This window comes from Paenibacillus daejeonensis DSM 15491 (genome assembly GCF_000378385.1).
GTDB lineage: Bacteria > Bacillota > Bacilli > Paenibacillales > Paenibacillaceae > Paenibacillus_D > Paenibacillus_D daejeonensis.
Genome location: NZ_KB899668.1, coordinates 221,742 through 246,951 on the forward strand (window position 1 = coordinate 221,742; position 25,210 = coordinate 246,951).

The following is a 25,210-nucleotide window of genomic DNA, read 5'->3' on the forward strand; positions in this document are numbered from 1 at the left end:
AACTTCAAAAAACCATGTTTGCAATTCGGATTGGAATATGGTAACATAGGATCAGTTGATAAAAGTGTAACACCGATTCGCATATTGAAAAGGGTTAACATTTTACGATGATACCTTTTTCAATATGTGAATTTTTGTTGTATCGGCAAAAAATGAACATGTTAATAAACATTTGGAGGTAATAACTATGCAACAAGGTACAGTTAAATGGTTCAACGCAGAGAAAGGCTTCGGTTTCATCGAAGTTGAAGGCGGAAGCGACGTATTCGTACACTTCTCCGCAATCACTGGCGAAGGTTTCAAAACCCTCGACGAAGGCCAACGCGTTGAGTTCAACGTAGTTCAAGGCAACCGTGGTCCACAAGCTGAGAACGTTGTAAAACTGTAATAATTGCTCAGACAAAGCTCCTGACCCTTTGGGTTAGGGGCTTTTCTTTGCGTTCAGAGGATTTCTTCATCCAATTAACCGGATTGAACTGCGCGCGATCAGGGTAGAGTTTAATACAAACCGGATGAGGGACATTTCCGTCCTACAGGAAGGGGCACCAATATTATGTCCGGTGTCCAGCATTAGGTGTCAAGCGGTCATTGCCAGCCGTTTCTAAACATTGTATAATACTATGGGAACACATATTCTTATGAAATTTGCTTTCGTCTACCCATGATAGAATGGGGTAACAATAGATAATAGAAGAGACAGGTCAGGGCAGACCCCGGAAAGGAGAGCGCTATGAGTCAATTGGAGATTAAGGCCAAGCCGTTCGAGCTCATATCCGACTATAAGCCGCAGGGGGATCAGCCGGAGGCGATTCGCCAGCTGGTGGAGGGCCTGGAGGCAGGCAAGCGGCATCAGACCTTGCTGGGAGCAACAGGTACTGGCAAGACGTACACGATCGCCAATACGATTGCCAAGGTGAACCGGCCCACGCTGGTCATCGCCCACAACAAGACGCTGGCAGCTCAGCTGTGCAGCGAATTCCAGCAATTTTTCCCCAACAATGCGGTTTCCTACTTTGTCAGCTACTACGATTACTACCAGCCGGAAGCGTACATTCCATCCTCGGACACCTACATCGAGAAAGACTCCAGCATCAACGACGAAATCGACAAGCTCCGCCACTCGGCGACGAGCTCTTTGTTCGAGCGCCGCGATGTCATCATCGTCGCGAGTGTATCGTGTATCTACGGTCTCGGTTCGCCGATGGAGTACAAGAATCTGGTTCTCTCGCTGCGGGTAGGGATGGAGCGTTCGCGCAACGAAATTCTGCATAAGCTGGTCGATATTCAGTATCAGCGCAACGATATCAACTTCGTGCGCGGTACGTTCCGCGTACGCGGCGATGTCATCGAGATCTTCCCGGTTGCCAACAATGAGCGGGCCATCCGTGTCGAGCTGTTCGGCGATGAGATTGAACGGATTACCGAGATTGACGTACTGACCGGTGAGATTATCGGGACTCGCGACCATGTTGCGATCTTCCCGGCTTCTCACTTCGTAACCCATGAGGACACGATGAAGCGGGCAATCGTCAATATTGAGCGGGAGCTGGAGGAACGACTGGAGGAGCTGCGGAGCGAGAACAAGCTGCTCGAAGCCCAGCGGCTGGAGCAGCGAACTCGCTACGACATCGAGATGATGCAAGAGATGGGCTTCTGCTCGGGAATTGAGAATTATTCGGGCCCACTGACATTCAGGGAGCGCGGGGCGACCCCATACACGCTAATGGATTTCTTCCCTGAAGATATGCTGATTGTAGTGGATGAGTCGCATGTGACGCTTCCGCAGATCCGCGCGATGTATAACGGTGACAGGGCCCGCAAGGAAGTGCTGGTTAACCATGGCTTCCGTTTGCCGTCGGCGATGGACAACCGGCCGCTGCGCTTTGAAGAGTTCGAGCAGAAGAGCACGCAGCTGGTCTATGTCTCGGCGACACCGGGACCTTACGAGCTGGAGCATAGCCCCGAAATGGTGCAGCAGATCATCCGTCCGACAGGGCTGCTGGATCCCATTATCGAGCTGCGTCCAACAAAGGGGCAGATTGATGATCTGCTCGGCGAGATCCGGGATCGCATCGCCAAGGACGAGCGGGTGCTCGTGACGACGCTCACCAAGAAGATGGCGGAGGATCTGACGGATTATTTGAAGGAAGTTGGAATCAAGGTCCGCTATCTCCACTCGGACATCAAGACGCTGGAGCGGATGGCGATCCTGAGGGACCTGCGCCTCGGTACGTTCCATGTACTGGTCGGCATTAACTTGCTGCGGGAAGGTCTTGATCTGCCGGAAGTCTCGCTGGTTGCGATTCTTGACGCTGATAAGGAAGGCTTCCTGCGCTCGGAACGGTCACTGATTCAGACGATCGGCCGGGCAGCGCGTAACAGCGAAGGCCGGGTTATCCTGTATGGTGACAAGGTCACAGATTCAATGGATAAGGCCATCTCCGAGACGGAACGCCGCCGTGCGATTCAGATTGCCTATAATGAGAAGCATGGCGTCACGCCTACTACGATTCGCAAGCGGGTTGCCGAGGTGATTGAGGCGACCAAGGCTGCCGAACAGAAGGCAGAGTACCTGACAGGCGACAAGGTAGGCAAGCTGTCCAAGCGCGACCGTCAGGCAGTGATTCAGCGCCTGGAGGACGAGATGAAAACCGCCGCGAAGAATTTGCAGTTCGAGCGGGCGGCCGAGCTGCGTGATGCATTGCTGGAGCTCAAGGCCGAAGGATAATGTACAGGGCTGGACAGGAACAGGGAGGGAATACGTGTGGCTATCGACCGTATAGAAATCAAGGGCGCCCGCGCCCATAATCTTAAAAATGTAGATGTCGTCATCCCCCGGGACAAGTTCGTCGTCCTGACGGGGCTGAGCGGCTCCGGCAAATCATCGCTGGCCTTCGATACGATCTATGCAGAGGGTCAACGCCGCTATGTCGAATCGCTGTCAGCTTACGCACGCCAGTTTCTCGGTCAGATGGAGAAACCGGACGTAGACTCTATTGAAGGATTGTCTCCGGCGATATCCATTGACCAGAAGACAACCAGCCGTAACCCGCGTTCAACGGTGGGTACAGTAACGGAGATCTATGACTATCTGCGCTTGCTGTACGCACGGATCGGCAAGCCGCATTGTCCGACCCATGGTACGCCGATCAGCTCTCAGACGGTTGAACAGATGGTGGACCGGATTATGGAATACCCCGAGCGCACGCGTCTGCAGATTCTGGCGCCGCTCGTGACAGGACGCAAGGGCGAGCACAGCAAGCTGCTGGCCGATGTACAAAAGCAAGGCTTCGTCCGGGTCCGCGTGGATGGCGAACTGCGTGATTTAAGCGAAGAAATCACGCTGGAGAAGAATAAGAAGCATACGATCGAACTGGTCGTTGACCGGATCGTCGTCAAGGATGATGTGCAGACGCGGCTCGCGGATTCACTAGAGACGGCGTTGAAGATTGCCGAGGGCAAAGTTCTGGTGGACGTGATGGGGCAGGAAGAGCTGCTCTTCAGCTCCAGTCTGGCCTGTCCGGAGTGCGGATTCAGTATTGATGAGCTGTCACCGCGGATGTTCTCCTTCAATAGTCCATTCGGAGCTTGTCCGGATTGCGACGGCTTGGGGTCCAAGATGATTGTTGACCCCGATCTGCTCGTGCCGAATCCGGACAAGTCGATTGAAGAGGGAGCTTTTGAGGCCTGGGCCGGCAGTACCTCCAACTATTATCCGCAATTCCTGAAGTCGGTGTGCAAGCATTATGGGATTCCTCTCGACAAGCCGGTCAGTGAGCTGCCACCCGAGATGTTGAAGAAGTTGCTCTACGGCACTGGTGGCGAGCGGGTCAAATTCCGCTACCAGAATGATTTTGGCCATTCCAAAGAGGCATACGTGCCCTTCGAGGGCATCGTGCACAATCTGGAGCGCCGTTATCGCGACACCGCATCGGATGGCATTCGTGAGTATATTGAAGGGTATATGAGCGCCAAGCCTTGTGGAACCTGCAAAGGCGATCGTCTGCGCAAGGAAACGCTGGCTGTAACTGTCGGAAGTCGCAACATTGCCTACGTGACGTCTCTATCGATTGGTGATGCGCAGCGCTTCTTCCAGGGACTTGAGCTCAGTGAGAAAGACCAGACGATTGCCAACCTGATCTTCAAGGAAATTAACAGCCGTCTCGGCTTTCTCGTCAATGTTGGCCTGGAGTATCTGACCATGAGCCGGGCAGCTGGTACGCTCTCGGGCGGCGAGGCGCAGCGGATTCGGTTGGCTACCCAGATCGGCTCCAGTCTGATGGGCGTCCTCTATATTCTGGATGAGCCTAGTATCGGCTTGCACCAGCGGGATAATGATCGTCTGATCCGGACGCTGGAGCATATGCGTAATCTCGGCAATACCTTGATTGTCGTCGAGCATGATGAAGATACGATGATGGCATGCGATTATATCATCGATATCGGACCTGGGGCGGGTATTCATGGCGGTCAGGTAGTCGCTGAAGGAACGCCGCAGGAGATAATGGAGAATGAGAAGTCACTGACCGGACAGTATCTGAGCGGACGCAAGTTCATTCCGGTGCCGCTGCAACGCCGCCCCACCGATGAGCGGTGGCTGGAGATTCGGGGAGCCAAGGAGAACAACCTCCGCAACCTGAATGCGAAGATTCCGCTCGGCGTGTTCACGGCGGTGACCGGGGTCTCGGGTTCTGGTAAGTCGACATTGATCAACGAAATTCTCTACAAGACACTGGCTCGTGACCTGAACAAAGCCAAGGCAAGACCGGGCGAGCACAAGGAGCTCCGCGGACTGGAGCACCTGGATAAGGTCATCGATATCGACCAATCGCCAATCGGCCGCACGCCGCGCTCCAATCCGGCCACGTATACCGGCGTTTTCGATGATATTCGTGATGTCTATGCCGCCACTAATGAATCCAAGGTTCGCGGCTACAAGAAAGGGCGCTTCAGCTTTAATGTCAAGGGCGGACGTTGTGAAGCCTGCCGGGGAGACGGCATCATCAAGATTGAGATGCACTTCCTGCCAGATGTCTACGTGCCCTGCGAGGTTTGCAAAGGCAAGCGGTACAATCGGGAAACGCTGGAGATCAAATATAAAAGCCTCAGTATTGCCGATGTGCTGGAGCTGACGATCGAGGATGCGGTTGAGTTCTTCAAGAACATTCCGCGCATTCATCGCAAGATGCTCTCGCTCTTCGATGTCGGGTTGGGCTACATGAAGCTGGGTCAGCCTGCAACAACACTGTCGGGCGGCGAGGCGCAGCGGGTCAAGCTGGCATCCGAGCTATATCGCCGCAGCACGGGCAAGACGCTGTACATTCTGGATGAGCCAACGACCGGCCTGCATGTCGATGATATCGACCGGTTGTTGATCGTGCTCCATCGCCTGGTCGATGCCGGCGAATCAGTGCTCGTCATCGAGCATAATCTGGATGTTATCAAAACAGCCGATTATCTGGTCGATTTGGGGCCGGAGGGCGGCAGTGGCGGCGGTACTATCGTGGCCACCGGAACGCCAGAGAGCGTTGTGAATGTTGAAGCTTCTTATACCGGCCGATACCTCAAGCCGGTACTGGAGCGGGATCGTAAACGAACAGAAGAACGGATGGAGTTGGCCGATGGCGTAGCTGCCGGACTAGCATCCGAATAACTATCATCATCTCCCCCTGCCCGCGCGAGAAACGGAGTGCGGCTGGGGGAGATCTTGTGTGAACTTCATAATGCGGCATCCGGATGGAAATGCTAATTTTGGAGACAGGCGTTCAGATCCGGCAGGTCCAGTTCAAGCTGGCTAGGATATGGACAAATGGTGACAATGTTGTTACACCTGCCATTTCATACTTGCAAGTGGCGATGGGAACAGCTAACATAGATTAATATAGGTTACGTGCGATAAAAAGGAGGGCCCCTCATGTTTTTGGCTGCAGAGGAAACTACAACGGTAACAACTTCCGGCTTTGATCCATTTGACGTCTTTATGCTCGCATTCACGGTGCTTATCTTTATTGGCTTCGTTCGGTTGTTGATGCATCGTCCCCGGAAGAACTGGTTCGCTATCGGGTTTGCCGGCGTATCATTGCTGCTGTTCCTGGTGATCGACGCCATTATGATCTTCAAGATTTGGTAATTGGCTTAAGTTAGTTCGTCATCGATACATCTCTGCGGCGGCAAGGACGGCAGACCGTCCGGCATCAGGGGTGTATTTTTTTATCAGTAATGCCGAGAATACTCCCGTCTTCTAAAAAGCGGGGGATGAATCGGTGCTTTTTGTTGTGTTCGATCACGAACATATGTGCTATAATTGAGGCATTGACCTTGTGGTAGAGGTGGGATGTCCGACTATGCTAAGACATAAAGCATTTAAGTTTCGGCTGTACCCAACTTCTGAGCAAGAAACTCAGATGCGGAGAACGTTGGGATGCGTCCGGTTTGTGTTTAATCATTTCCTTGCCGCGTGGAAGGAAAGGTATGAAACGACGGGCAAGGGGTTGTCCTACAACGCTTGTGCTACTCAGCTTCCAGGGCTTAAGCAAGCCCTCCCCTGGCTCAAAGAAGTGGACAGCATCGCCTTACAATCTTCCGTTCGCCACGTGGCAGACGGCTTTCAGCGTTTCTTCAAGAAGCAGAATCAGGCCCCACGCTTCAAGAGTCGGAAGCATCCGGTTCAAAGCTACACCACAAGATATACGAACGGGAATATCGCGCTCAAAGCAAACACGATTCAACTTCCCAAGCTGGGTGCGGTCCGATTTGCCAAGTCGCGCGAGGTGGAGGGCCGTCTGCTCTCCGCCAAGGTGCGTCTTGCCCCCAGCGGCAAATGGTTCGTCTCGCTCGTAAGTGAAGTCGACATCCAGCCGCTACCGGTCTGTGAGCAAGCGGTGGGAATCGATGTCGGCATCAAGCATTTGGCTGTTACCTCGGATAACCTAGTGATTGATAACCCTCGGCATACGCGCCGCTATGAAAAGCAATTGGCGACATGGCAACGCCGGATGGCCCGCCGCACAAGAGGCGGTAGCAACTGGAACCTTGCGAAGCGCAAGGTGGCCCGAATTCATGAGAAGATACGGAACAGTCGTCATGATGCGCTGCACAAGCATACGACGAAGTGGATACGTGAAAACCAAACCATCTGCCTCGAAGACTTGCGCATTGTGAATATGATGAAGAACCGGAAACTGGCGAGGCATATCGCAGACGCAGCATGGGGTGAGATGAGTCGGCAGTTGCATTACAAGGCCGAGTGGTATGGGCGCACCATTAAGGAAGTGCCAGCCTTCGCTCCATCGAGCCAAACGTGTCATGTGTGCGGCGCCGTGAATACGGCCGTGCGAAACCTGAGGCTCCGTGAATGGGAATGCGTCGTGTGCAAGACCTGGCACGACCGGGACGGCAATGCCGCGCAGAACATTAAAGTGATGGCCGTCTAATCTAGACCTCGGAATAGAACTGTGGGGACCACAGGGATCGCTTGGTCATCTTTGCTCCAGAGGGGGCAACAACCCAAGAATCCCCCACCTCAGCCGTCAGGCAGGTGGCGGGAGTGTTCAAGACTTGAAGAGAAGGGGAGGTTCAACATGACAGAGCAATCGGACAAGGGTGAAACGACCACAATCACAATGACCGTCACGTCCATCGAACCGATTGGTGAAGGGCTCCGGGTCTGTCTCGATCTGGTCGATTACCTCGAAGGAGACGAAGGCGTGCTCGTCGGCAGTACAGGTCATGGCTACGCTTTGACGCTGGCCGAGACTAGAGAGACGGCGGCATACCCGCCCCGGCCATTTCGAGTCAATTGCGGAGCGGTGCATCAATATGTGCGGCAAGGCGACCGTACGCTGTATCTGTCGGAGATTAAGCCAGGGATGCCTCTCATCGTCAGCAGTCCCCGTGGTGAACGGACGGTAGCGGTAGGACGGGTCAAAATGGAGCGACGTCCGCTGCTGCGCATCGTGGCGGAGCATGAGGGAACGGCGATCTCTATTGTGCTGCAAGCCTCGGAGAGCGTCCATGTGTGGAGCGGCTCATCCTGGGCCAAGCCCGTTCTTGAGCTGGCCGCAGGCGATGAGTTGCTGTGCTGGCTGGACGAGCCGGGCCGACATTTGGGTGCACGAACAGAAGGCACAATCGTGGAATTATAGGGAGTTGTACTGGAGCGAAGTCATCCTGTAGATGCTGAAAAGATAAGCTGAACTAATATGCTACCAGCCGGCTGCAACATGTGGCCGGTTTTTTCTTAATGTTCAGGAAAATATGAAATTTATAGGCTGTCGTTAAGATGTGTTCGCCAACAGTCTGCTGTAACACACCTTTGTTCCTCTATTTGCTCGGCATCCCGCAAGTTGTCCGCTGTAACGCACCTTTGTTCCTCTATTTGCCCGGCATCCCGCAAGTTGTCCCCTGTAACGCACCTTTGTTCCTCTATTTGCACGGCATCCCGCAAGTTGTTCGCTGTAACACACCTTTGTTCCTCTATTTGCTCGGCATCCCGCAAGTTGTCCACTGTAACGCACCTTTGTTCCTCTATTTGCTCGGCAATCCCGCCATCGGCCCGCTGTAACGCCACAAAAATCGGGCTCTCTGGACAATGAAGAAGCAGCAGCCCCAGGGGCTGCTGCTCATTAACTGCTATTATGTTGCCAGATGGCGTATTATACCCACCACATCTCGCCAACAGGCTCGCGGATCAGGACAGATTTGAGGTTTTCGACGGCTTTGGTGAAGCCCTCGTCAACTGACATCAGACCATCCTCATGCTCAATGCTGACGACATAGTCATAGCCAACCAGACGCAATGCGCTGATGATGTCGGCCCAGGTTTTGTTGTCGTGACCGTAGCCAACCGAGCGGAACTGCCAAGCGCGGTCCAACATTTGTGTGTAGGACTGCATGTCCGTCACGCCATGTTTGTTGACGTTTACCGGATCAATGACGGTATCCTTGGCATGGAAGTGATGGATTGCGTTCTCTTTGCCGAGGATGCGAATCGCTTGTACCGGATCAATACCCTGCCACCACAGATGACTTGGATCGAGGTTGGCGCCGATGGCTTCGCCAGCCGCTTCGCGCAGGCGAAGCAAGGTAGCTGGGGTATGCACCGAGAAACCGCCATGGAGCTCAAGGCCGATTTTTACATTGTGCTCTGTAGCCAGTTTGCCGATTTCTGTCCAGTAAGGGATAACTTTGTTCTCCCACTGCCAGTCCAGGATTTCCTGGAAGTCATTCGGCCAAGGCGCAACCGGCCAGTTCGGATACTTGGCATCCTCATGGTCACCAGGACAGCCGGAGAACGTGTTCACGATAGGTACACCAAGCTTGCCAGCCAGCTCAATGGTTTGGCGAATGACAGTGTCGTGCTCGTTAGCAATCGCCTTCTGCGGGTGCAGCGGGTTACCGTGGCAGCTAAGCGCACTGATGATGAGGCCGCGGGATTCGACCGCTTCCTTGAATGCGTTCAGCTTGCTCTCGTCCGCCAGCAGCTCGGCCGGGTTGCAATGGGTATTGCCAGGATAGCCGCCGGTACCGATCTCAACCGCGTCCAATCCTTTGGCTTTAATGTAGTCCAGAGACTCTTCCAATGTCTTTTGAGCGAATAATACCGAGAATACACCTAATTTCATGGAATGATATACCTCCTGTTTTGGATGGTTATGGGAGCGTGTTCAACCGTATTATAACATGTCCCGCCGCGGGATTGAAATGCGTTAGAGGAAATTCAAAAAGCCCGCTTTTAATCACGAAGTAGCTCGGAGAATTGATTTCGACATCGAATCTTGAATGCAGTCGTAACTCTAAGCCTATGCTTACGAAGCCAGTTTCCACCGGAAACTCTTAGGTGCTCACGTAGCTTAGGCTACGCTCCGCTCCTCAGTTCCTCCTGCCTCCAACCTTCTCGGTGCTGAAAACCGACCTTTTTGAATAAACACATTTTATAATGACTCCTATCATCTGCTTGTAGATAACCGAACGCAGGTTTGTTAAAATGAAAGGAAGATTACAGGTCAATACATTGGCCTGTCTGGAGGTAAAAATGAAAAGCTTAACAAGGCAAGATATCGAGCTGCTGGCTCCTGCAGGGGATTGGGATTGTATGCGGGCTGCTGTAGCGAATGGTGCGGATGCCGTATTTTTTGGTGTAGAAAAGTTCAATGCCCGAGCGCGAGCCAATAATTTCCGCAGCGACGAACTGGCGGAGATTATGGCGTTCCTGCACAGCTATGGCGTGAAGGGCTTTTTGACATTTAATATATTGGTATTTGAAGATGAGCTGGAGGATGCCAAACGGCTGGTCGCCTCGTGCATTGATGCGGGTGTCGATGCCGTCATTGTACAGGATCTTGGACTGGTACGGATGATTCGCGAGATGTCGCCGGACTTCCCGATTCATGGCTCGACCCAGATGACGATCACCTCGCCGGAGGCGGTGGAGTTTACCAAGCCGTTCGACATGGAGCGCGTCGTGTTGGGCCGGGAGAACAATCTGAAGCAAATTAAGAAAATCGGCGAACAGGCCAAGCTGCCAATGGAAGTGTTCGTACATGGGGCGCTCTGTGTCTCGTATTCGGGTCAATGTCTGACCTCCGAGATGTGGGGTGGACGCTCCGCGAATCGCGGCGAGTGTGCCCAAGCTTGCCGGCTACCTTACGATTTGATGGTAGACGGGGAACAGAAGCCGATGGGGGACGTCGCTTACCTGCTCTCACCCAAGGATCTGGCTGCGATAGACATTGTGCCGGAGCTGATCGAAGCGGGAGTAACCTCCTTCAAAATCGAAGGCCGGTTGAAGACACCGGAATACGTAGCCAATGTCGTCAGCAAGTATCGGGCGGCGATTGACCGTTACTTCGCGGGAGACCGCTCGAAGCCTTCGGAGGAGGATGTGCGGGAGCTGCAGCAGAGCTTCTCGCGCGGGTTCACGCATGGCTTCCTCGATGGAACGAATAACAAGCTGCTTGTGGACGGCACCTTCCCGAAGAGCCGCGGCGTTTATATGGGCCGTGTGGAGCGGGTACTGCGTGACGCCGTCGTCTGCCGCATTGAAGCGCCGCTCAAGCGTGGCGACGGGATCGTCTTCGACGCCGGAGATCCCACCAAGAAGGAAGAAGGCGGCCGCGTCTATGATCTGCGTCGCCAAGGCGTGAAGCTGGAGGGCGAAGCCCAGGAGGGCACGGTGCTGGAGCTGGTGCCGGGACGACAGGACATCGACCTGCGTCGTGTGAAGCCAGGCGACCGAATCTGGAAGACGAATGATCCGGCATTGGACAAGCGTCTGCGCCAGTCGTTCGAGACAGACAAGCCTTATCGCGTGTTCCCGCTCCATGTCCGTGTGAGTGGTGCGGAAGGACAGCCACTGCGCAGCTGGTGGACCGATGTCGAGAAAGGCACGACGGTTGAGGTGGCCAGTGAGCTGGAGTTGGAGGTGGCTCGGAAGCGCCCCATGGACCAAGAGCTGCTCGAGGAGCAGTTGGGCCGCCTGGGCGGTACGCTGTATCAGCTGGAGAAGCTGGAGGTTCATCTGAACGGAGACCTCATTCTACCGATTCGGGAATTGAACCGTCTGCGCCGGGAAGCTGTGGATCAGTTGTCTGGCGAGCGACCCAAGCCGCCGGTTTATATCAAGTATCCGATGGCAAAGGTACACCAGCCACCACAGCGTTCATTGGCAGATACCTCTGTGCGGCCCCAGCTGACGGCACTCTGCCGCAGTCTGGCGCAAGTCGAAGCGGCTGCAGCAGCTGGCATCGACTTAATCTATGCTGACTTTGAATTTATTAAGCAGTTCCCTGCTGCCATTGCAGCGGCACGTCATGCCGGCCGTCAAATTGCATTGGTCACGCCGCGTATTCATATGCCGGGGGAGAACGGCTATCACAACAATATATTGAAGCTGGAGCCTGACGCGATTCTGGTGCGCAACACGGGAGCATTGTATTTCTATATGCGGGCCAAGGCCGAGGCTGAGCGGGAAGGCCGCAAATTTCCGCGGTTGATCGGAGATTTTTCGCTTAACATCGCCAACCACAAAACAGCGGATCTGTTCCTGGATGCGGGTTGCGAGCGGATCACGCCTTCTTACGACCTGAACATTCAGCAGATGGTAGACATGCTGGGCCATGCCGATACGGCGCGGATGGAGGTTGTTCTGCATCAGCATCTCCCGATGTTCCATACGGAGCACTGTGTGTATTGTACGTTCCTCAGTGAAGGGACAGACTTTACGAATTGCGGCCGGCCCTGTGAGGATCACGATGTCTCGCTGCAGGACCGGATCGGCATGTCCCATCCCGTTCGGGTTGACGAAGGTTGCCGGAATACGGTATACAATGCGGTGGAGCAGTCCGGAGCGGAGTACCTGCAGCATTTCCTGGAGTTGGGCGTCCGCTCATTCCGTATCGAGTTTTTGGAAGAATCCGCGGAGAAGGTTGCCGAGGTCATCCGTCTGTATGATGATGCTCTACATGGCAAGATCAGCGGAACGCAAGTCTGGCGCAAACTGAAGGCGACGAACCAGCTGGGGGTTACGCGTGGTCAGCTTGTCAAATAATAAAAAGTCTGAACCGTTTGCCTCTTGGAGACAGACGGTTTTTTCTTTGAAATAATAGGCTGTTTCATGCGATTACGGGTTCGGGTAAATGGGGATGGCACACAGATACGCGACGCTGCTTATGAAGGAGAATGTACGATGGATATCTCATTAAAGAAACCACCCAGGCGGCGCAGGAAACGCGCAATTTTTGTCATCCTTTTGATGATGGCACTGGTGCTGACGAGCATCGGATGGTATCACACGAACAAGCAACTGCCAGAAGGCTTGACGTACGAGAGTGCCTGGCATCCTGCGACGGACGTGGAGTTTTTATACAATTTGTCTTATCCGGCTCAGGAGGAACAAGGTTTTGAGGAGCAAATCTATGAGAGCTGGTATGAAGTCATCGCAGAAGCTGAGCAGTGGATTGTGCTGGATATGTTCCTGTACAACGGCTATGTGAATGAAGAGGGGGGGTTCCCCAGCTTGAGCCGAGATCTTACAGACCGGATTATTAGCCAGATGGACCGTCATCCGGAGCTGAAGGTGATCATCATATCCGATGAGATCAACTCGACGTACGGCTCGCATGAAGCAGAAGAGCTGGAGAGACTCAGAGCGCGCGGGGCCCAGGTCGTGATCTCGGATACGGATGCATTGCGGGATTCCAATCCCATCTATAGTTCTTTTTGGCGTGCAGGGATACAGTGGTTCGGGCAATCAGGAAAGGGCTGGCTTCCCAATGCGCTAGCGGATACGGCGCCCAAGGTAACGGCTCGCTCCTACTTGAAGCTGTTGAATGTCAAAGCCAACCACCGCAAAGTGCTGCTTACCGAAAATACAGGCATCGTCACGTCTGCCAATGCCCATGATGCAAGCTATTATAATAGTAATATTGCCATACGCTTCAGTGGTGATGTATTAGCGGATGCGCTGGAGGCCGAGCTCGCTGTCATTCGTTATTCGGGTGGGCCTGAGCCCCATCTCCCTCTCTCCTCTGAGCCTCAGCCAGCCCAGACGAGCGATGATGCAGACGCCCAGCCGCCAGAGGGGGAAACGTCCCTGCGCTGGCTGACGGAAGGGGCCATCCTGCAGCGGACGCTGGATATGATAGAAGAGGCGGCTTCCGGGGAGCAGCTCTGGATGGGCATGTTCTATCTGGCGGATCGCGAGATCATTCAAGCTGTGTTAGACGCCGCGGACCGCGGTGTCGATGTCCGACTGATCCTCGATCCGAACGAGAATGCCTTCGGTCAGCAAAAGATTGGCTTGCCCAATCGTCCAGTTGCCGCCGAGCTGCTAAGCCGGTCGGAAGAAGCGATTCAACTGCGATGGTATAACACCGTGGAGGAGCAGTTCCACACCAAACTGTTGCTGGTTGTTGGGCAGGAGCATAGCGAGCTGATCGCGGGATCCGCGAATTTTACCCGCAGGAATCTGGACGACCTGAATCTGGAGGCGAATATCCAGGTTCACGCTCCCACCGCATCTCCGGTCATGCAATCGGCGGTGACATACTTCGAGCGACTCTGGATGAATCAGGACGCGGAGTTCACGCTCCCTTACTCGGCCTATGCGGATGAGCTGCCATGGATCAAGCAGACGATGTACGGCATCCAAAAGCTTCTCCGGTTTACAACGTATTGAACCATAACTATGCTCAAATAAAACTTTAGAAATATTTTATATAGCCAATAATTGTTTTTGAATATGTTGATTTTTACTCGCCGACACGGTTACGGGTCGGTTTTTTTATGATTTTTTATGCTTTTTGACGATTTTCTACTTTGTTTGCATCCGTATGATTGGGAAAAGCAGGAATCGACAAGAGTAAACGAGAAGGATATACATACCGATAAAGAGAGTAATAAAACTAAAGGGCGGGACGGCTTCATCGACCGGATGAAAATAAACGAGCAAGAGGTAACTTCCAATGAGCAAACAAAACGAATCAGCACCTTCTACCAATTGGAGCCACCTTGTATTGGAGCTGGAACAACAATATTTTGATGGCAAGCTGCCGGAGCGGCAGGCTTATGCCGAACTGCCGGCCAATGTACGCCTCGCTTCACCGCTGCTCTTGCGCGTGGAATGCGTAAGATTGCTGGCAGAAGGCAAGGCTCGAGAGGCTGCAGAGCAGCTGTCACTGTCTGTAAAAGCCTATGCGGCTCAGGCCAACGAACACGAAATGTTATCCATGATGGGGCTGCTTGCCTTATTGTATACCCAGATTGGCGGTACGCCGGAATCCCGAACGATTCTGGACTTCCTGCAGGAGGAATACGAACGGACACCGGGACAATGCAGCGGATTTGTCCTGTGGGCGCTGGCCCGGCGTGGCGGCGTGCCCGATCACAGCAGCCGACAGGAGCATTGGACACAGGCGGAGCGCTACTATTTGGAGGCGGCTGCCCGTTTTATGGAGCGCGGAGAGCATATCTGGTTTGCCGGTCTGCTGCTGGACCGCTGGGTGTTTGATGCTGACAGCTTCCGGAGCAAGCCCGAATGGGAGCGTTGGATGGAGCTCCTACGCCAATGGGCCGCGCTATACCCTATATGCAGCCAGGCGTACCGTCTGCTGACGCCTGAGGCGGACGATGCGCTCAGAGACACGGGGCTTCCCATCCGTTTTTGGATTTTGACGCAGGCGATCAAGGAACCTGCCCGTCGGGTCAAGGAAGCGAAGCCGTTCCGCCATGACGCGGAGGTTCAACTGTTCACGATGCCGAGCGAACTGGATGACATCTTGGCAAAAGAGGATATGGAGACGGCAGCCGCTTGGCTGCGCCGAGCTGTGATGCTGGCCCGTTCTATTGGTTCTCCTGCTGCCCTGCGGCTCTCTGATCAGCTCGGCCGAACACTACAGGATCTTCGGCCGGCATGGAATTTGCTTGAACAGGGACAGAGGGTACCATCATCAGACACCAAGCCGGCGTCGTTTGCTGCGGAAGAGCGGCATCCGGAACGGGCAATACATGTACAGCTGTTATCCGGGCTACGCCTTTCCACTGGAGACGGGCAAGAGATTGAGCTCAAGTGGAAACGCCGCAAAGCGCGCGAGCTGCTGGTCTACTTGCTCTTGCAGCCCAATTACCGAGCCATGCGCGAGGTCATTCTGGAGCAGGTGTTCGGGGATGGCGAAGCATCCAAGCTGGCAAACCACCTGTATGTATCTCTGCATGAACTCCGACATGTGCTCAAGACATGTGGCTGGGAAGGCGCCGTCTACGCCCGCAGTGGGGTCATCGGCATCGAAGAGGCGTGTATCGGCGTTGTCGATGTGGAGCAATATACAACGTTGTGCCGGGTCGGGGACCAGCTGTGGGCGGATGATCGTGAAGCTGCGTTGAAACTGTATCTGGATGCTGTGCAGCTGTATGGGCAGCTGGGAGCAGATATGCCTTATGCGGAATGGCTGGAGCGGTGGCGGTCCCAATTAATGGATCGACAGACGCTGATGCTGCGACGGCTCATCGACTACTACACGGATGCAGAGGACAAGACACGAACCGAGCACTGGTTGAACCAATGGATTCTGCTACGGCCCGATCATGAAGAGGCTTATCAGGCGATGATTCGATTCTGGAAGGCCTCCGGTCATGAAGCAGAAGCTATCAGTTGGTACCGGCGGCTGGAACGTGTATGTGAGGAGGAGCTGGGAACTAAACCGCTTCGCGAGACCCACAGACTTTTATGGCCGTAAAGCCCGAGATGTGCGCCGCCATTACAAGAAGATTAATGTTCGTTTACGCGGCTACGCTGTTGTTTGCAGGGGGATTGCATTATCTGGAGGTGCGATGGCTTCGGCACGAGGCGCTGGTTGGCCAGTTCCCATTTGGCTTCAAGATGGCAGGCATCATGATCGCGATGTGGATGCTGCTGATTGCTTATACCGCCTGGCGAATCGTGCCGGTCGTGAGACAATGGTGCAATCAGCCTACTGAACCACGCAGGGAAAAGGCGATCGGACGTTTGCTGGCGCTTCCCTATGAAATTCTGATTGGCGTCGTGCTGCTGACGACCGTCCCCTCTGTCATACTGCGTGTGGCACAATTGGTGCATACGCATGACAGCTGGAGCAACTGGGCGCAGGGGCAATGGCTCGATAGATTCCAACAGATCCTTGGCGAGAGCGGTATGGGCTTGACGGTCGGCATCGTTCTGTATGTCATGATCAGACGCAGTGTACGTCCGTTTATCATTCAGATGGAGCCGCTGCGGCTCAGGGGTGCCGGCAGGACAACTATTTTAAGACCATTGATTGTTGCTTATACAGGTACATTTATGGTGACCATCATCAATTTGATGCAATTTGTTATCGCTTCCGAGCATCGCGGATTTGGTATGGATACCAGTGCCTTTGTCGCCTCCTCTTTATTTTATTTTACCTTCGGCATGACGGTACTCGGGTTCGTCGCTCTGGAATTCCGTCGTGATCTGCGAGTGATGATTCACAGCATCCGCGAGCTCGTAGGCGGTCAGTGGAACCACGGCGGGCTCAAGGATAAAATCCCAGTCATCTCTCGGGACGAAGCAGGCGAGCTGGCCATGACGTTCAACGAGCTGCGAGAGCGGGTCAGTCAAGAGTATGAAGAACTCGAAAAAGAGCTCAGGCTTGCATACAACATCCAGCAGCGTCTCTTGCCACCTGGAGATATCGTTGCCGGATCCTTTCGGATCTTCTCCTGGAGCCGCTCGGAACGCGAGGTCGGGGGGGACCTGTGTGATGTGGTTACACTCGATAAGAGCAGGGTAGCGATCGCCATTGGCGATGTCTCTGGTAAGGGGATGCCAGCTGCGCTGGTCATGTCTGCCGTGATTGTCCTGTTCCGTTCCGAAATCAAGCGGGGCGGCAGCAGCAATGAAGTGCTGCAGCGTATTAACGAGCAACTGTGCGATACCCTGGGTGGAGAGAGTTATGTGTCGCTTGGTATCGGCTTACTGGATACGGAGGAGGGGACGCTGACATATGCCAGCGCGGGGCATATGTCCCCCTATTATATGGCGATCGGAGCGGCACCAATTCAAGTCGAAGGCTCCTCGTTGCCGATTGGTTTTGACCCGGCGGGCCGATACGAGGAGATGAAACTGCATCTGAGTCCGGGAGACCGTTTCATCATGTATACGGATGGCATGGTGGAGCTGAGAAACCGGCAGGGAGAGCTGTTTGGTTTTGAACGGCTGGAGCAGGAACTCGCAGATTGGGGCCCCGGCGTTCCGTCAGCTCAACTCGTCGATGGCCTCTTGAAGCGAATGGACAGCTATGCCGGAGCACAGGAGCAGGATGACCGGACCATTGTCGTGCTGGAGCGACAGTCAGCGGATACTGTTCCTGCTGGAAGTGCTAATCTGACGCTGGCAGAGGGCGGACAGATGATCTGTCAGTGGCAGATTCCTGCGACGCATGGTAGTGAGCGGCAAGTGTTGAGGGAGCTTGATGCTCTTGTTGCCGAGGCTTGGCCGCACACCCATCGGCTGGAGGACATGAAGAGCGCCATTGCGGAAGCCATCATTAATGCAGCCGAGCATGGCTATGGGTTGGATACTTCGCGGTTGATCCCTGTCCAAGTCCAAATCGGTACACATCTGATTGTGTGCCGGATCTATGACGGGGGGACGGGCTTCAATGCTTGTGAAATGAAGGGCAAGGAGCTGTATGACACCGACAGATCTGATCGGGAAGACCCGAGGGGCTGGGGATTGATGCTCATCGATGGATTATCCGATTATTGGGAGACCGGGCGTGACAAAGAGGGGTTTTACGTCGAATTATTTTTCTTGCGTAAAGCGGAGCGTTCTAGGGAAGAAGGTGAGTGAGAGTGGAGCAGCCATTTACAATGCAAATGCGGTTAACTGAAGAGGCAATGATCCTGGACTTGCACGGGGAGCTGAACAAACCTGCGGAAACCGTATTGCTGGGTAGCTATTCTTGGGACGATGGACTGCAGGACGGGCGCTCATGCCTGATTTTAAATTTGCAGGAAGTCAACTATATCAATAGTGCAGGGATGGCGGTGCTAATCCGTTTGGCCAGATCCGGCAAGAAGAGTCAATTTCATACCTTTGCCTATGGAGTTTCCGTCCATTATCAAAAGCTATTTCGCATGGTAGGATTGACGGAATATTTGATGATCTATCCTGATGAGCAGTCAGTTATGGAACGAATCAGTGCACTTCACGAAGCTGAGCAAGAAGAGAACTAGGTTGAAATTAAGCAAAAAAACCCATCCGACGCAATAGTCTAGGATAGGTTTTTTTGCACTATATACCACCCTACTGACGGGTATCTTTCTCTTCGTAACCGGGGTGATTGTAATCGGTATGCTTAAGCTCCTCCAGAATGTTCATGCCCCGGATATGCGTCTGAGTCTCTTCAGTACCGACCCGGTAGATGGCGCGATACACCTCAAGCAGCTGATCCGTAAATTCATTCTGCGCTTCATCATGATCCGCAGACTTGTATGGGATCGGTGTACGCAGAGCCGTCGTTTCGTCGTTGCTTTGACCCTGATCGAGCACCGCCTGCAGCTCGGCGAGCTCCTCTTCAGTGGCTTCAATGGTCAGCTGTTCGCCTTTGGAAGGCTCGGTTTCAATAGAATTCCCGGATACGGACACGTAATATACTTTTTTTTCATTAGCAATCATAGTGACTTCCTCCTCTGTCTAACTTCTATTATTAATGTATACCACTGGGGAGCAGGCCTTGAAACACTGCACTCAAATTGACACGCCCTCGGGGGTGACATAGACTGGAGAAAATGAAGAAGCTGGCGGTGGGATCGGAATGTATAGAGAGCGTTATGAGGATTGGCGGCACGTATTCAAGCTGGACCCGGACCGCGAGATCGATGATGAGTTGCTGGATCGGTTGTGTTTGTCGGGAACGGATGCCATCATGGTCGGCGGTTCCAGCGGCGTGACCTTTGAGAAAGTGGTAGACTTGCTAGCCAGGATTCGTCGATATGAAGTTCCGTGCGCGCTGGAAGTATCGGATTTGGAGGCCGCTGTTCCAGGGTATGATCTGTATCTGATCCCAATGGTACTGAACACCTCACGGACAGAATGGCTGACAGGCAAACAGGTCGAAGGGCTGCAAGCCTACGGGTCTTATATTCCTTGGGAAAATACGGCGGCAGAAGGTTATCTGATCTTGAACCCGGATGCCGAGGCCGCTCGCCTGACCGGTGCGGATTGCGGACTGGATGCCGCTGCTGCGATGGCCCATGTGCGACTAGCGGACCGATTAATGCGTCTGCCTATTGTATATGTAGAGTACAGCGGGCGCTTCGGCGATATGAAACTGGTTGCCCAGGCGGCGGAGCTTGTTACCCAGGCGAGACTTTTTTACGGGGGCGGTATCGATAGCGCGAGCAAAGCTGCTGAAGCGGCGGCGGCTGCCCACACCGTCATCGTCGGCAATGTTGTCTATGAAGACCCGGAAGCAGCGCTGGCTACGGTGGCGGCGGTCCGGGATACCGCTTTTGCACGCAACTAATTCCTGGATTTGCACGGTCGTTGGACATTGACACCGGGGTGGCGGTTGACTAGACTGGAATGAGGCGAACAAACGCGAACAAAGGAGTACGGTGGATGTACAAATCAATTGATATAGAACAGGCGGTCAGCAAGCTGAACGAGCGTCAGCGCGAGGCCGTCAAGGCGACGGAAGGACCGCTTTTGATTATGGCTGGCGCGGGAAGTGGCAAGACACGCGTCTTAACCCATCGCATCGCCTATTTGATCGACAAGCGGCGCGTGGCGCCATGGAGCATTCTGGCGATTACGTTTACGAATAAGGCTGCCCGCGAGATGCAAGAGCGGGTGTCTTCTTTGATTGGCAATATGGGAGGCGACGTATGGGTGTCGACGTTTCACTCGATGTGCGTCCGCTTGCTGCGCAAGGATATAGACCGGATCGGTTATAGTTCCAGCTTCTCCATCCTGGACTCGAGTGATCAGCTCTCCGTCATCCGTGGCATCATGAAGGATCAGAACATTGATACGAAGAAATTCGAGCCCAAGGGAATCCAGGCTGTCATTAGCAGCTCCAAGAACGAATTGATTTCACCCGACCGCTATGAGCAAAAGGTAGGCGACTATTATCAACAGATCGTGGCCAATGTGTACGCCGCGTATCAAAAAAAATTAAAAGCCAACAACTCGCTCGACTTTGATGATCTCATTATGAAGACGATCCAGCTCTTCACTGAGGTTCCCGAAGTGCTGGAATTCTATCAGAACAAGTTCCGTTATATTCATGTGGACGAGTATCAAGATACGAACCGGGCGCAATATATGCTGTGCAATATGCTGGCGGACAAGCATCACAACCTGTGCGTTGTGGGCGATAGCGACCAGTCGATCTATCGGTGGCGCGGGGCGGATATTACCAATATCCTCAACTTCGAGGAGGACTATCCCGAAGCCCAGACCATCCTGCTGGAACAGAATTACCGCTCGTCCTCCAATATTCTTAATGCAGCCAATGCGGTAATTAGCCAGAACACAGGCCGCAAGCCGAAGAAGCTCTGGACGGATCGCGGCGAAGGCGACCCGATCACTGTCTATATGGGAGACTCGGAGCATGAAGAAGGCTACTTCGTGACAGCGGAGATTCAGAAAAATAAGCGTTCGGGCCGCAAATTTGCGGATCACGCCATCTTGTACCGCACCAATGCGCAATCGCGCGTAATCGAGGAAATCCTGATCAAGTCCGAAATTCCTTATCAAATCGTGGGCGGCATCAAGTTCTATGATCGCAAAGAGATCAAAGACCTCCTTGCTTATCTGCGTCTGATCTCCAATCCTGATGACGATATCTCGCTGCTTCGCATCGTGAATGTGCCCAAACGCGGGATCGGCGACACGACCATGGGCAAATTGGCTGCCGAAGCAGGGCTGCGCGGGATCTCCATATTCGCTCTGCTCGACCAGTTGGACTGGCTCGATGTCAGCGCGCGTGCTCGCACAGCACTGGCCGAGTTCAAGAAGATCATTGACGATCTCACCCGAATGGTGGACTACCTCTCGGTTACAGAACTGACCGAGAAGATGTTGGAAATGTCCGAGTACAAGCTGGAGCTGCAGCGGGAGAATACGTTGGAGTCCAAGGCGAGACTGGAGAATATCGATGAATTCTTGTCTGTTACGATGGAATTCGAGAATCGCAATGAGGATAAGACGCTAGTTGCGTTCCTGACCGATCTGGCACTAATCGCCGATATCGATTCGATGGACAAAGCCGAGGACCCTGAAGCTGTCTCCGATAATGTCGTACTCATGACCATGCATAGTGCAAAAGGGCTCGAGTTCCCGGTTGTATTTATTATCGGGATGGAGGAAGGCGTCTTCCCGCATAGCCGCGCATTCTCTGACAATGAAGAATTGGAGGAGGAGCGGAGGCTGGCGTATGTCGGCATTACCCGGGCCGAGCAACAACTATTCTTAACGTGCGCCCGGATGCGGACACTATTTGGGCGGACCAGCGCTAACGCACCTTCGCGTTTCCTGGAGGAGGTGCCAGAGGAACTCAAAACCAGCGGCAGTCCTCTGGGCCGGACGATTGGCGGGGGACGACGCAGCTATGCTTCTGAACCAACCTCCGGCTTCGGTTTCCGGGGCGGCAGTGGGCGGACTGGCAGTGCGGGGAATGCGGTACCTGGTCGTCCAGGCTTTGGCGCTGCTCCTGCGGCGGGCGCATCCGTCACCGGCGGCGTTCGCGTCACCGGTGGTGGACAGGTCTCGCCAGCAGCTGGCAGTGGAGCCGCATCTGGCGGAGCATCCGGCAGCTACAGTGTCGGAGACAAGGTGCAGCATGGCAAGTGGGGCACAGGGACAATTGTCTCTGTCAAAGGAGCAGATAATGATATGGAACTGCAGATTGCTTTTCCTGCCCCTGTTGGTGTCAAACGACTGCTAGCCGCATTTGCTCCAGTGACCAAATTGTAAATTTGTCCGAATTGCATATACTACAATCAAGTAGAAACGTAAGTCATGATTGTGTCCGGGAGCCGGCCTTGCGGCTGGCGCCGGCCGTCTTGGCTTTTACATATATACATACACGTGCCCGAGAGGACGGCGTTTATTATGGAACCTGTGCTGCAACGAATGGAAGAGCTGGTTACAGAGCTGAACCAATATAATTATCATTACTATACATTGGATAATCCTATCATCAGCGACAAGGAGTACGATGCCTTATACGATGAATTAACGTCTCTTGAGACAGAGCATGGCGTCGTGCTGCCTCATTCGCCTACTCTCCGGGTGGGCGGCGAGCTATTGACTGGCTTTGAGCCGCATCGTCACCTGTCCAGACTGTGGAGCCTCGACAAGGCGCAGAATATCGAAAGTCTTGAGGCCTGGAACCAGCGTGTCCGCAAAGCGGTCGCTGATTATAATGCCAAGCATCCAGACGAAGAGCCGCTGCCGGACCCTTCCTATGTCGTCGAATTGAAGTTTGACGGCCTGACGCTGAACCTTACCTATGAGGACGGTCAACTGGTGCAGGCAGCCACCCGGGGCAACGGGTCGATTGGCGAGGGGATTTTGGCGCAAGTGAAAACTATTCGCTCGATTCCTTTATCCATTCCCTTTAATAACGGCACAATTGAAGTGCAGGGCGAGGGCATTATGCACCTGTCTGTCCTGGAAGCCTATAACAAGACAGCGGCCGAACCGCTGAAGAACGCCCGTAATGCCGCCGCCGGCGCGCTTCGCAATCTTAACCCGCGTACGACAGCCGAGCGCAAGCTCAGTGCGTTTATTTATAATGTGGGTTACAAGGACGGTGTCAGTTTTGATACGCATCAAGAGATGGTCCAGTTTTTGCGGGATAATCATTTCAAGGTGAATCCGTATCTTGTCTATTTCACGGATATCCATGAAGTGCAGGCGGAGCTGGAGCAACTGGCGCTTGGTCGGGCGGAGCTGGATTTCCTGATTGATGGAGCCGTGGTGAAAGTCACCGATATGCGAACACGCGATGCGCTGGGGTATACAGACAAGTTCCCTCGGTGGGCCATTGCATACAAATTCGAGGCAGAAGAGACGACAACCGTACTGGAGTCCGTGAACTGGGAGGTCGGGCGTACAGGCAAGATTACGCCGGTCGCACGTGTGCAGGCGGTAGAGCTCGCTGGCGTAACCGTCCAGAACTGCACCCTGAACAATATTGGAGATATCGAGCGCAAGAACCTCAAGCATGCACTGGGGACACGCGTATTTATTCGTCGCTCCAATGATGTCATACCGGAGATTCTCGGCAAGGCCGATGAAGAGATCGGCGAGGAAATCCCGTTTCCGGCGACCTGTCCGTCCTGCGGCACGGAGCTGGAGCAGCGCGGTGCCCATCTATTCTGTAACAACAAGCTGGCCTGCCGGCCGCAGACTGTGGGACGGATTACTCATTTTGCTTCGCGGGATGCCATGGATATTGAAGCCTTCAGTATTATGACGGCCGAGCAGTTGTATGCAGAGCGAGAGGTCAGAGATCCGGCTGACTTGTATGAGTTGGAATTTGACGAGCTCATTGGCCTAGAGCGCTTTGGGGAGAAAAAAGCTACCAAGCTGCTTGCGGCAATTGAGCAATCCAAAACGCGGGAATTGGCTGCCTTCCTGTACGCACTGGGCATTCCTAACACGGGCAAAGCTACGACCCGGATGTTGGCTGATCATTATCGCCAGCTAGACGCAATCATGCAAGCAAGTGTTGAGGAATTAGTAGAGCTGCCCGATATCGGGACGATTGTGGCGGAGAGCATCGTAACGTTTTTTGCCGATCCGGTCATACAGGAGAGCATTGCTCGCATGCGCAGACTGGGCGTGAAGGCCGAGGCCGAGCAACGGGTTGAGGTGAGAGAGGATAGCGTGTTCTCCGGCAAAACTGTCGTGCTTACTGGCACGCTGTCAAAGATGACCCGCGATGAAGCCGCCAAGAAGCTCGAAGCGTTAGGCGCAAAAGTGTCCGGCAGCGTATCAAAGAAGACGGATTATGTTATCGCCGGAGAAAGTGCAGGCAGCAAGCTAACCAAAGCGCGTGATCTCGGCGTTGCTATCATTGAAGATGAAGATGAATTCATTGCGCTGCTAGAGCAGTAGAAGCTCTGCGCCTATTCGTTTGCATATAAGATCATTGTCTTCCACGGAGCGCAGCCTAAGGCTGCGCTCTTTTTGATGAGTGCGTATCAAGCAATTGAATGATAGGTGATTTAAATAAAGTTGAAATTGATGCTTGCATTCTATTATGGGCTGTGATACATTATTACATGTCGCTTTTGAAGACTCTCTTAACCTGGTAACAGGGGCTAGAGAAAAAGAATTAAACAAACTTGTTGACATTCACTTCGAAAGCTGGTAACATATGATCTTGTCACCGCAACGGTGACACTCAAGTTCCTTGAAAACTGAACAAATGGATCGCGTCGATCCGAACAAATAGTTTTACCAGCTTTAAGTAATGAGCTATTCAGCTTTCTATCATGGAGAGTTTGATCCTGGCTCAGGACGAACGCTGGCGGCGTGCCTAATACATGCAAGTCGAGCGGACTTGATGAGAAGCTTGCTTCTCTGATAGTTAGCGGCGGACGGGTGAGTAACACGTAGGCAACCTGCCTGCAAGCCTGGGATAACTGCGGGAAACCGCAGCTAATACCGGATACGCAGTCGAGATGCATATCTTGA

18 protein-coding genes and 1 rRNA gene are annotated in these 25,210 nt (G+C 53.6%); 17 read left to right on the forward strand and 2 right to left on the reverse strand.

The window, feature by feature from the left end:
* Positions 1-187 precede the first annotated feature (187 nt).
* The 8 genes from F556_RS0124095 to F556_RS38035 all read left to right on the forward strand — a co-directional run bounded on the left by F556_RS0124095 (position 188) and on the right by F556_RS38035 (position 8,563).
* Entirely contained in the window at positions 188-388 is a 201-nt protein-coding gene (locus F556_RS0124095; RefSeq protein ID WP_020619567.1) for a cold-shock protein, read from the forward strand.
* A gap of 342 nt (positions 389-730) precedes the next feature.
* The gene (uvrB, locus tag F556_RS0124100) at positions 731-2,728 is read left to right on the forward strand and encodes an excinuclease ABC subunit UvrB (RefSeq protein ID WP_020619568.1); all 1,998 of its coding nucleotides are present in this window, start codon (positions 731-733) and stop codon (positions 2,726-2,728) included.
* 36 nt (positions 2,729-2,764) lie between these two features.
* Positions 2,765-5,653: an excinuclease ABC subunit UvrA gene (gene uvrA, locus F556_RS0124105; protein WP_020619569.1), complete on the forward strand. Its 2,889-nt coding sequence runs from the start codon at positions 2,765-2,767 to the stop codon at positions 5,651-5,653.
* Positions 5,654-5,736: 83 nt separating this feature from the next.
* Complete coding sequence (locus F556_RS38030) at positions 5,737-5,880, forward strand: hypothetical protein (RefSeq protein ID WP_020619570.1); 144 nt, start codon at positions 5,737-5,739, stop codon at positions 5,878-5,880.
* 34 nt (positions 5,881-5,914) lie between these two features.
* Complete coding sequence (locus F556_RS0124115; RefSeq protein WP_020619571.1) at positions 5,915-6,130, forward strand: hypothetical protein; 216 nt, start codon at positions 5,915-5,917, stop codon at positions 6,128-6,130.
* A 214-nt stretch (positions 6,131-6,344) separates the two neighbouring features.
* On the forward strand, positions 6,345-7,433 hold the full coding sequence (tnpB, locus tag F556_RS0124120) for an IS200/IS605 family element RNA-guided endonuclease TnpB (RefSeq protein WP_020619572.1): 1,089 nt from the start codon (positions 6,345-6,347) through the stop codon (positions 7,431-7,433).
* 147 nt (positions 7,434-7,580) lie between these two features.
* Positions 7,581-8,144: a 3-dehydroquinate synthase II domain-containing protein gene (locus F556_RS0124125; RefSeq protein WP_020619573.1), complete on the forward strand. Its 564-nt coding sequence runs from the start codon at positions 7,581-7,583 to the stop codon at positions 8,142-8,144.
* 137 nt (positions 8,145-8,281) lie between these two features.
* Positions 8,282-8,563, forward strand: a complete 282-nt coding sequence (locus F556_RS38035; protein WP_157272921.1) for a hypothetical protein — start codon at positions 8,282-8,284, stop codon at positions 8,561-8,563.
* A gap of 91 nt (positions 8,564-8,654) precedes the next feature.
* Here F556_RS38035 and F556_RS0124135 read toward each other — a convergent pair whose 3' ends face one another.
* Positions 8,655-9,623 carry a sugar phosphate isomerase/epimerase family protein gene (locus tag F556_RS0124135; RefSeq protein WP_020619575.1) on the reverse strand — a complete coding sequence of 323 codons (969 nt, stop codon included), beginning with the start codon at positions 9,621-9,623 and terminating at the stop codon, positions 8,655-8,657.
* A 410-nt stretch (positions 9,624-10,033) separates the two neighbouring features.
* Here F556_RS0124135 and F556_RS0124140 point away from each other — a divergent pair, with 410 nt between their 5' ends.
* The 5 genes from F556_RS0124140 to F556_RS0124160 all read left to right on the forward strand — a co-directional run bounded on the left by F556_RS0124140 (position 10,034) and on the right by F556_RS0124160 (position 18,732).
* Positions 10,034-12,547 (forward strand): U32 family peptidase, encoded by a 2,514-nt coding sequence (locus F556_RS0124140; protein ID WP_020619576.1) that lies wholly within the window; start codon positions 10,034-10,036, stop codon positions 12,545-12,547.
* 138 nt (positions 12,548-12,685) lie between these two features.
* Positions 12,686-14,176 carry a phospholipase D family protein gene (locus F556_RS0124145; protein WP_020619577.1) on the forward strand — a complete coding sequence of 497 codons (1,491 nt, stop codon included), beginning with the start codon at positions 12,686-12,688 and terminating at the stop codon, positions 14,174-14,176.
* A 286-nt stretch (positions 14,177-14,462) separates the two neighbouring features.
* A complete protein-coding gene (locus tag F556_RS0124150; RefSeq protein ID WP_020619578.1) occupies positions 14,463-16,232 on the forward strand; it encodes an AfsR/SARP family transcriptional regulator in 1,770 nt (589 codons plus the stop codon).
* Entirely contained in the window at positions 16,223-18,346 is a 2,124-nt protein-coding gene (locus tag F556_RS0124155) for an ATP-binding SpoIIE family protein phosphatase (protein ID WP_083938118.1), read from the forward strand. The genes F556_RS0124150 and F556_RS0124155 overlap by 10 nt, the downstream gene beginning before the upstream one ends.
* Positions 18,347-18,366: 20 nt before the next feature.
* Entirely contained in the window at positions 18,367-18,732 is a 366-nt protein-coding gene (locus F556_RS0124160; RefSeq protein ID WP_157272926.1) for an STAS domain-containing protein, read from the forward strand.
* 70 nt (positions 18,733-18,802) lie between these two features.
* On the opposite strand, the gene F556_RS0124165 is transcribed toward F556_RS0124160, so the two are convergent.
* The gene (locus F556_RS0124165; protein ID WP_020619581.1) at positions 18,803-19,174 is read right to left on the reverse strand and encodes a hypothetical protein; all 372 of its coding nucleotides are present in this window, start codon (positions 19,172-19,174) and stop codon (positions 18,803-18,805) included.
* 139 nt (positions 19,175-19,313) lie between these two features.
* Here F556_RS0124165 and pcrB point away from each other — a divergent pair, with 139 nt between their 5' ends.
* The 4 genes from pcrB to F556_RS0124185 all read left to right on the forward strand — a co-directional run.
* Positions 19,314-20,024 carry a heptaprenylglyceryl phosphate synthase gene (pcrB, locus tag F556_RS0124170; RefSeq protein ID WP_020619582.1) on the forward strand — a complete coding sequence of 237 codons (711 nt, stop codon included), beginning with the start codon at positions 19,314-19,316 and terminating at the stop codon, positions 20,022-20,024.
* A gap of 95 nt (positions 20,025-20,119) precedes the next feature.
* The gene (pcrA, locus tag F556_RS0124175; protein WP_020619583.1) at positions 20,120-22,477 is read left to right on the forward strand and encodes a DNA helicase PcrA; all 2,358 of its coding nucleotides are present in this window, start codon (positions 20,120-20,122) and stop codon (positions 22,475-22,477) included.
* A gap of 138 nt (positions 22,478-22,615) precedes the next feature.
* The gene (gene ligA / locus F556_RS0124180; protein ID WP_020619584.1) at positions 22,616-24,628 is read left to right on the forward strand and encodes an NAD-dependent DNA ligase LigA; all 2,013 of its coding nucleotides are present in this window, start codon (positions 22,616-22,618) and stop codon (positions 24,626-24,628) included.
* Positions 24,629-25,005: 377 nt separating this feature from the next.
* Positions 25,006-25,210 (forward strand): 16S ribosomal RNA (locus F556_RS0124185); the annotation flags it as partial.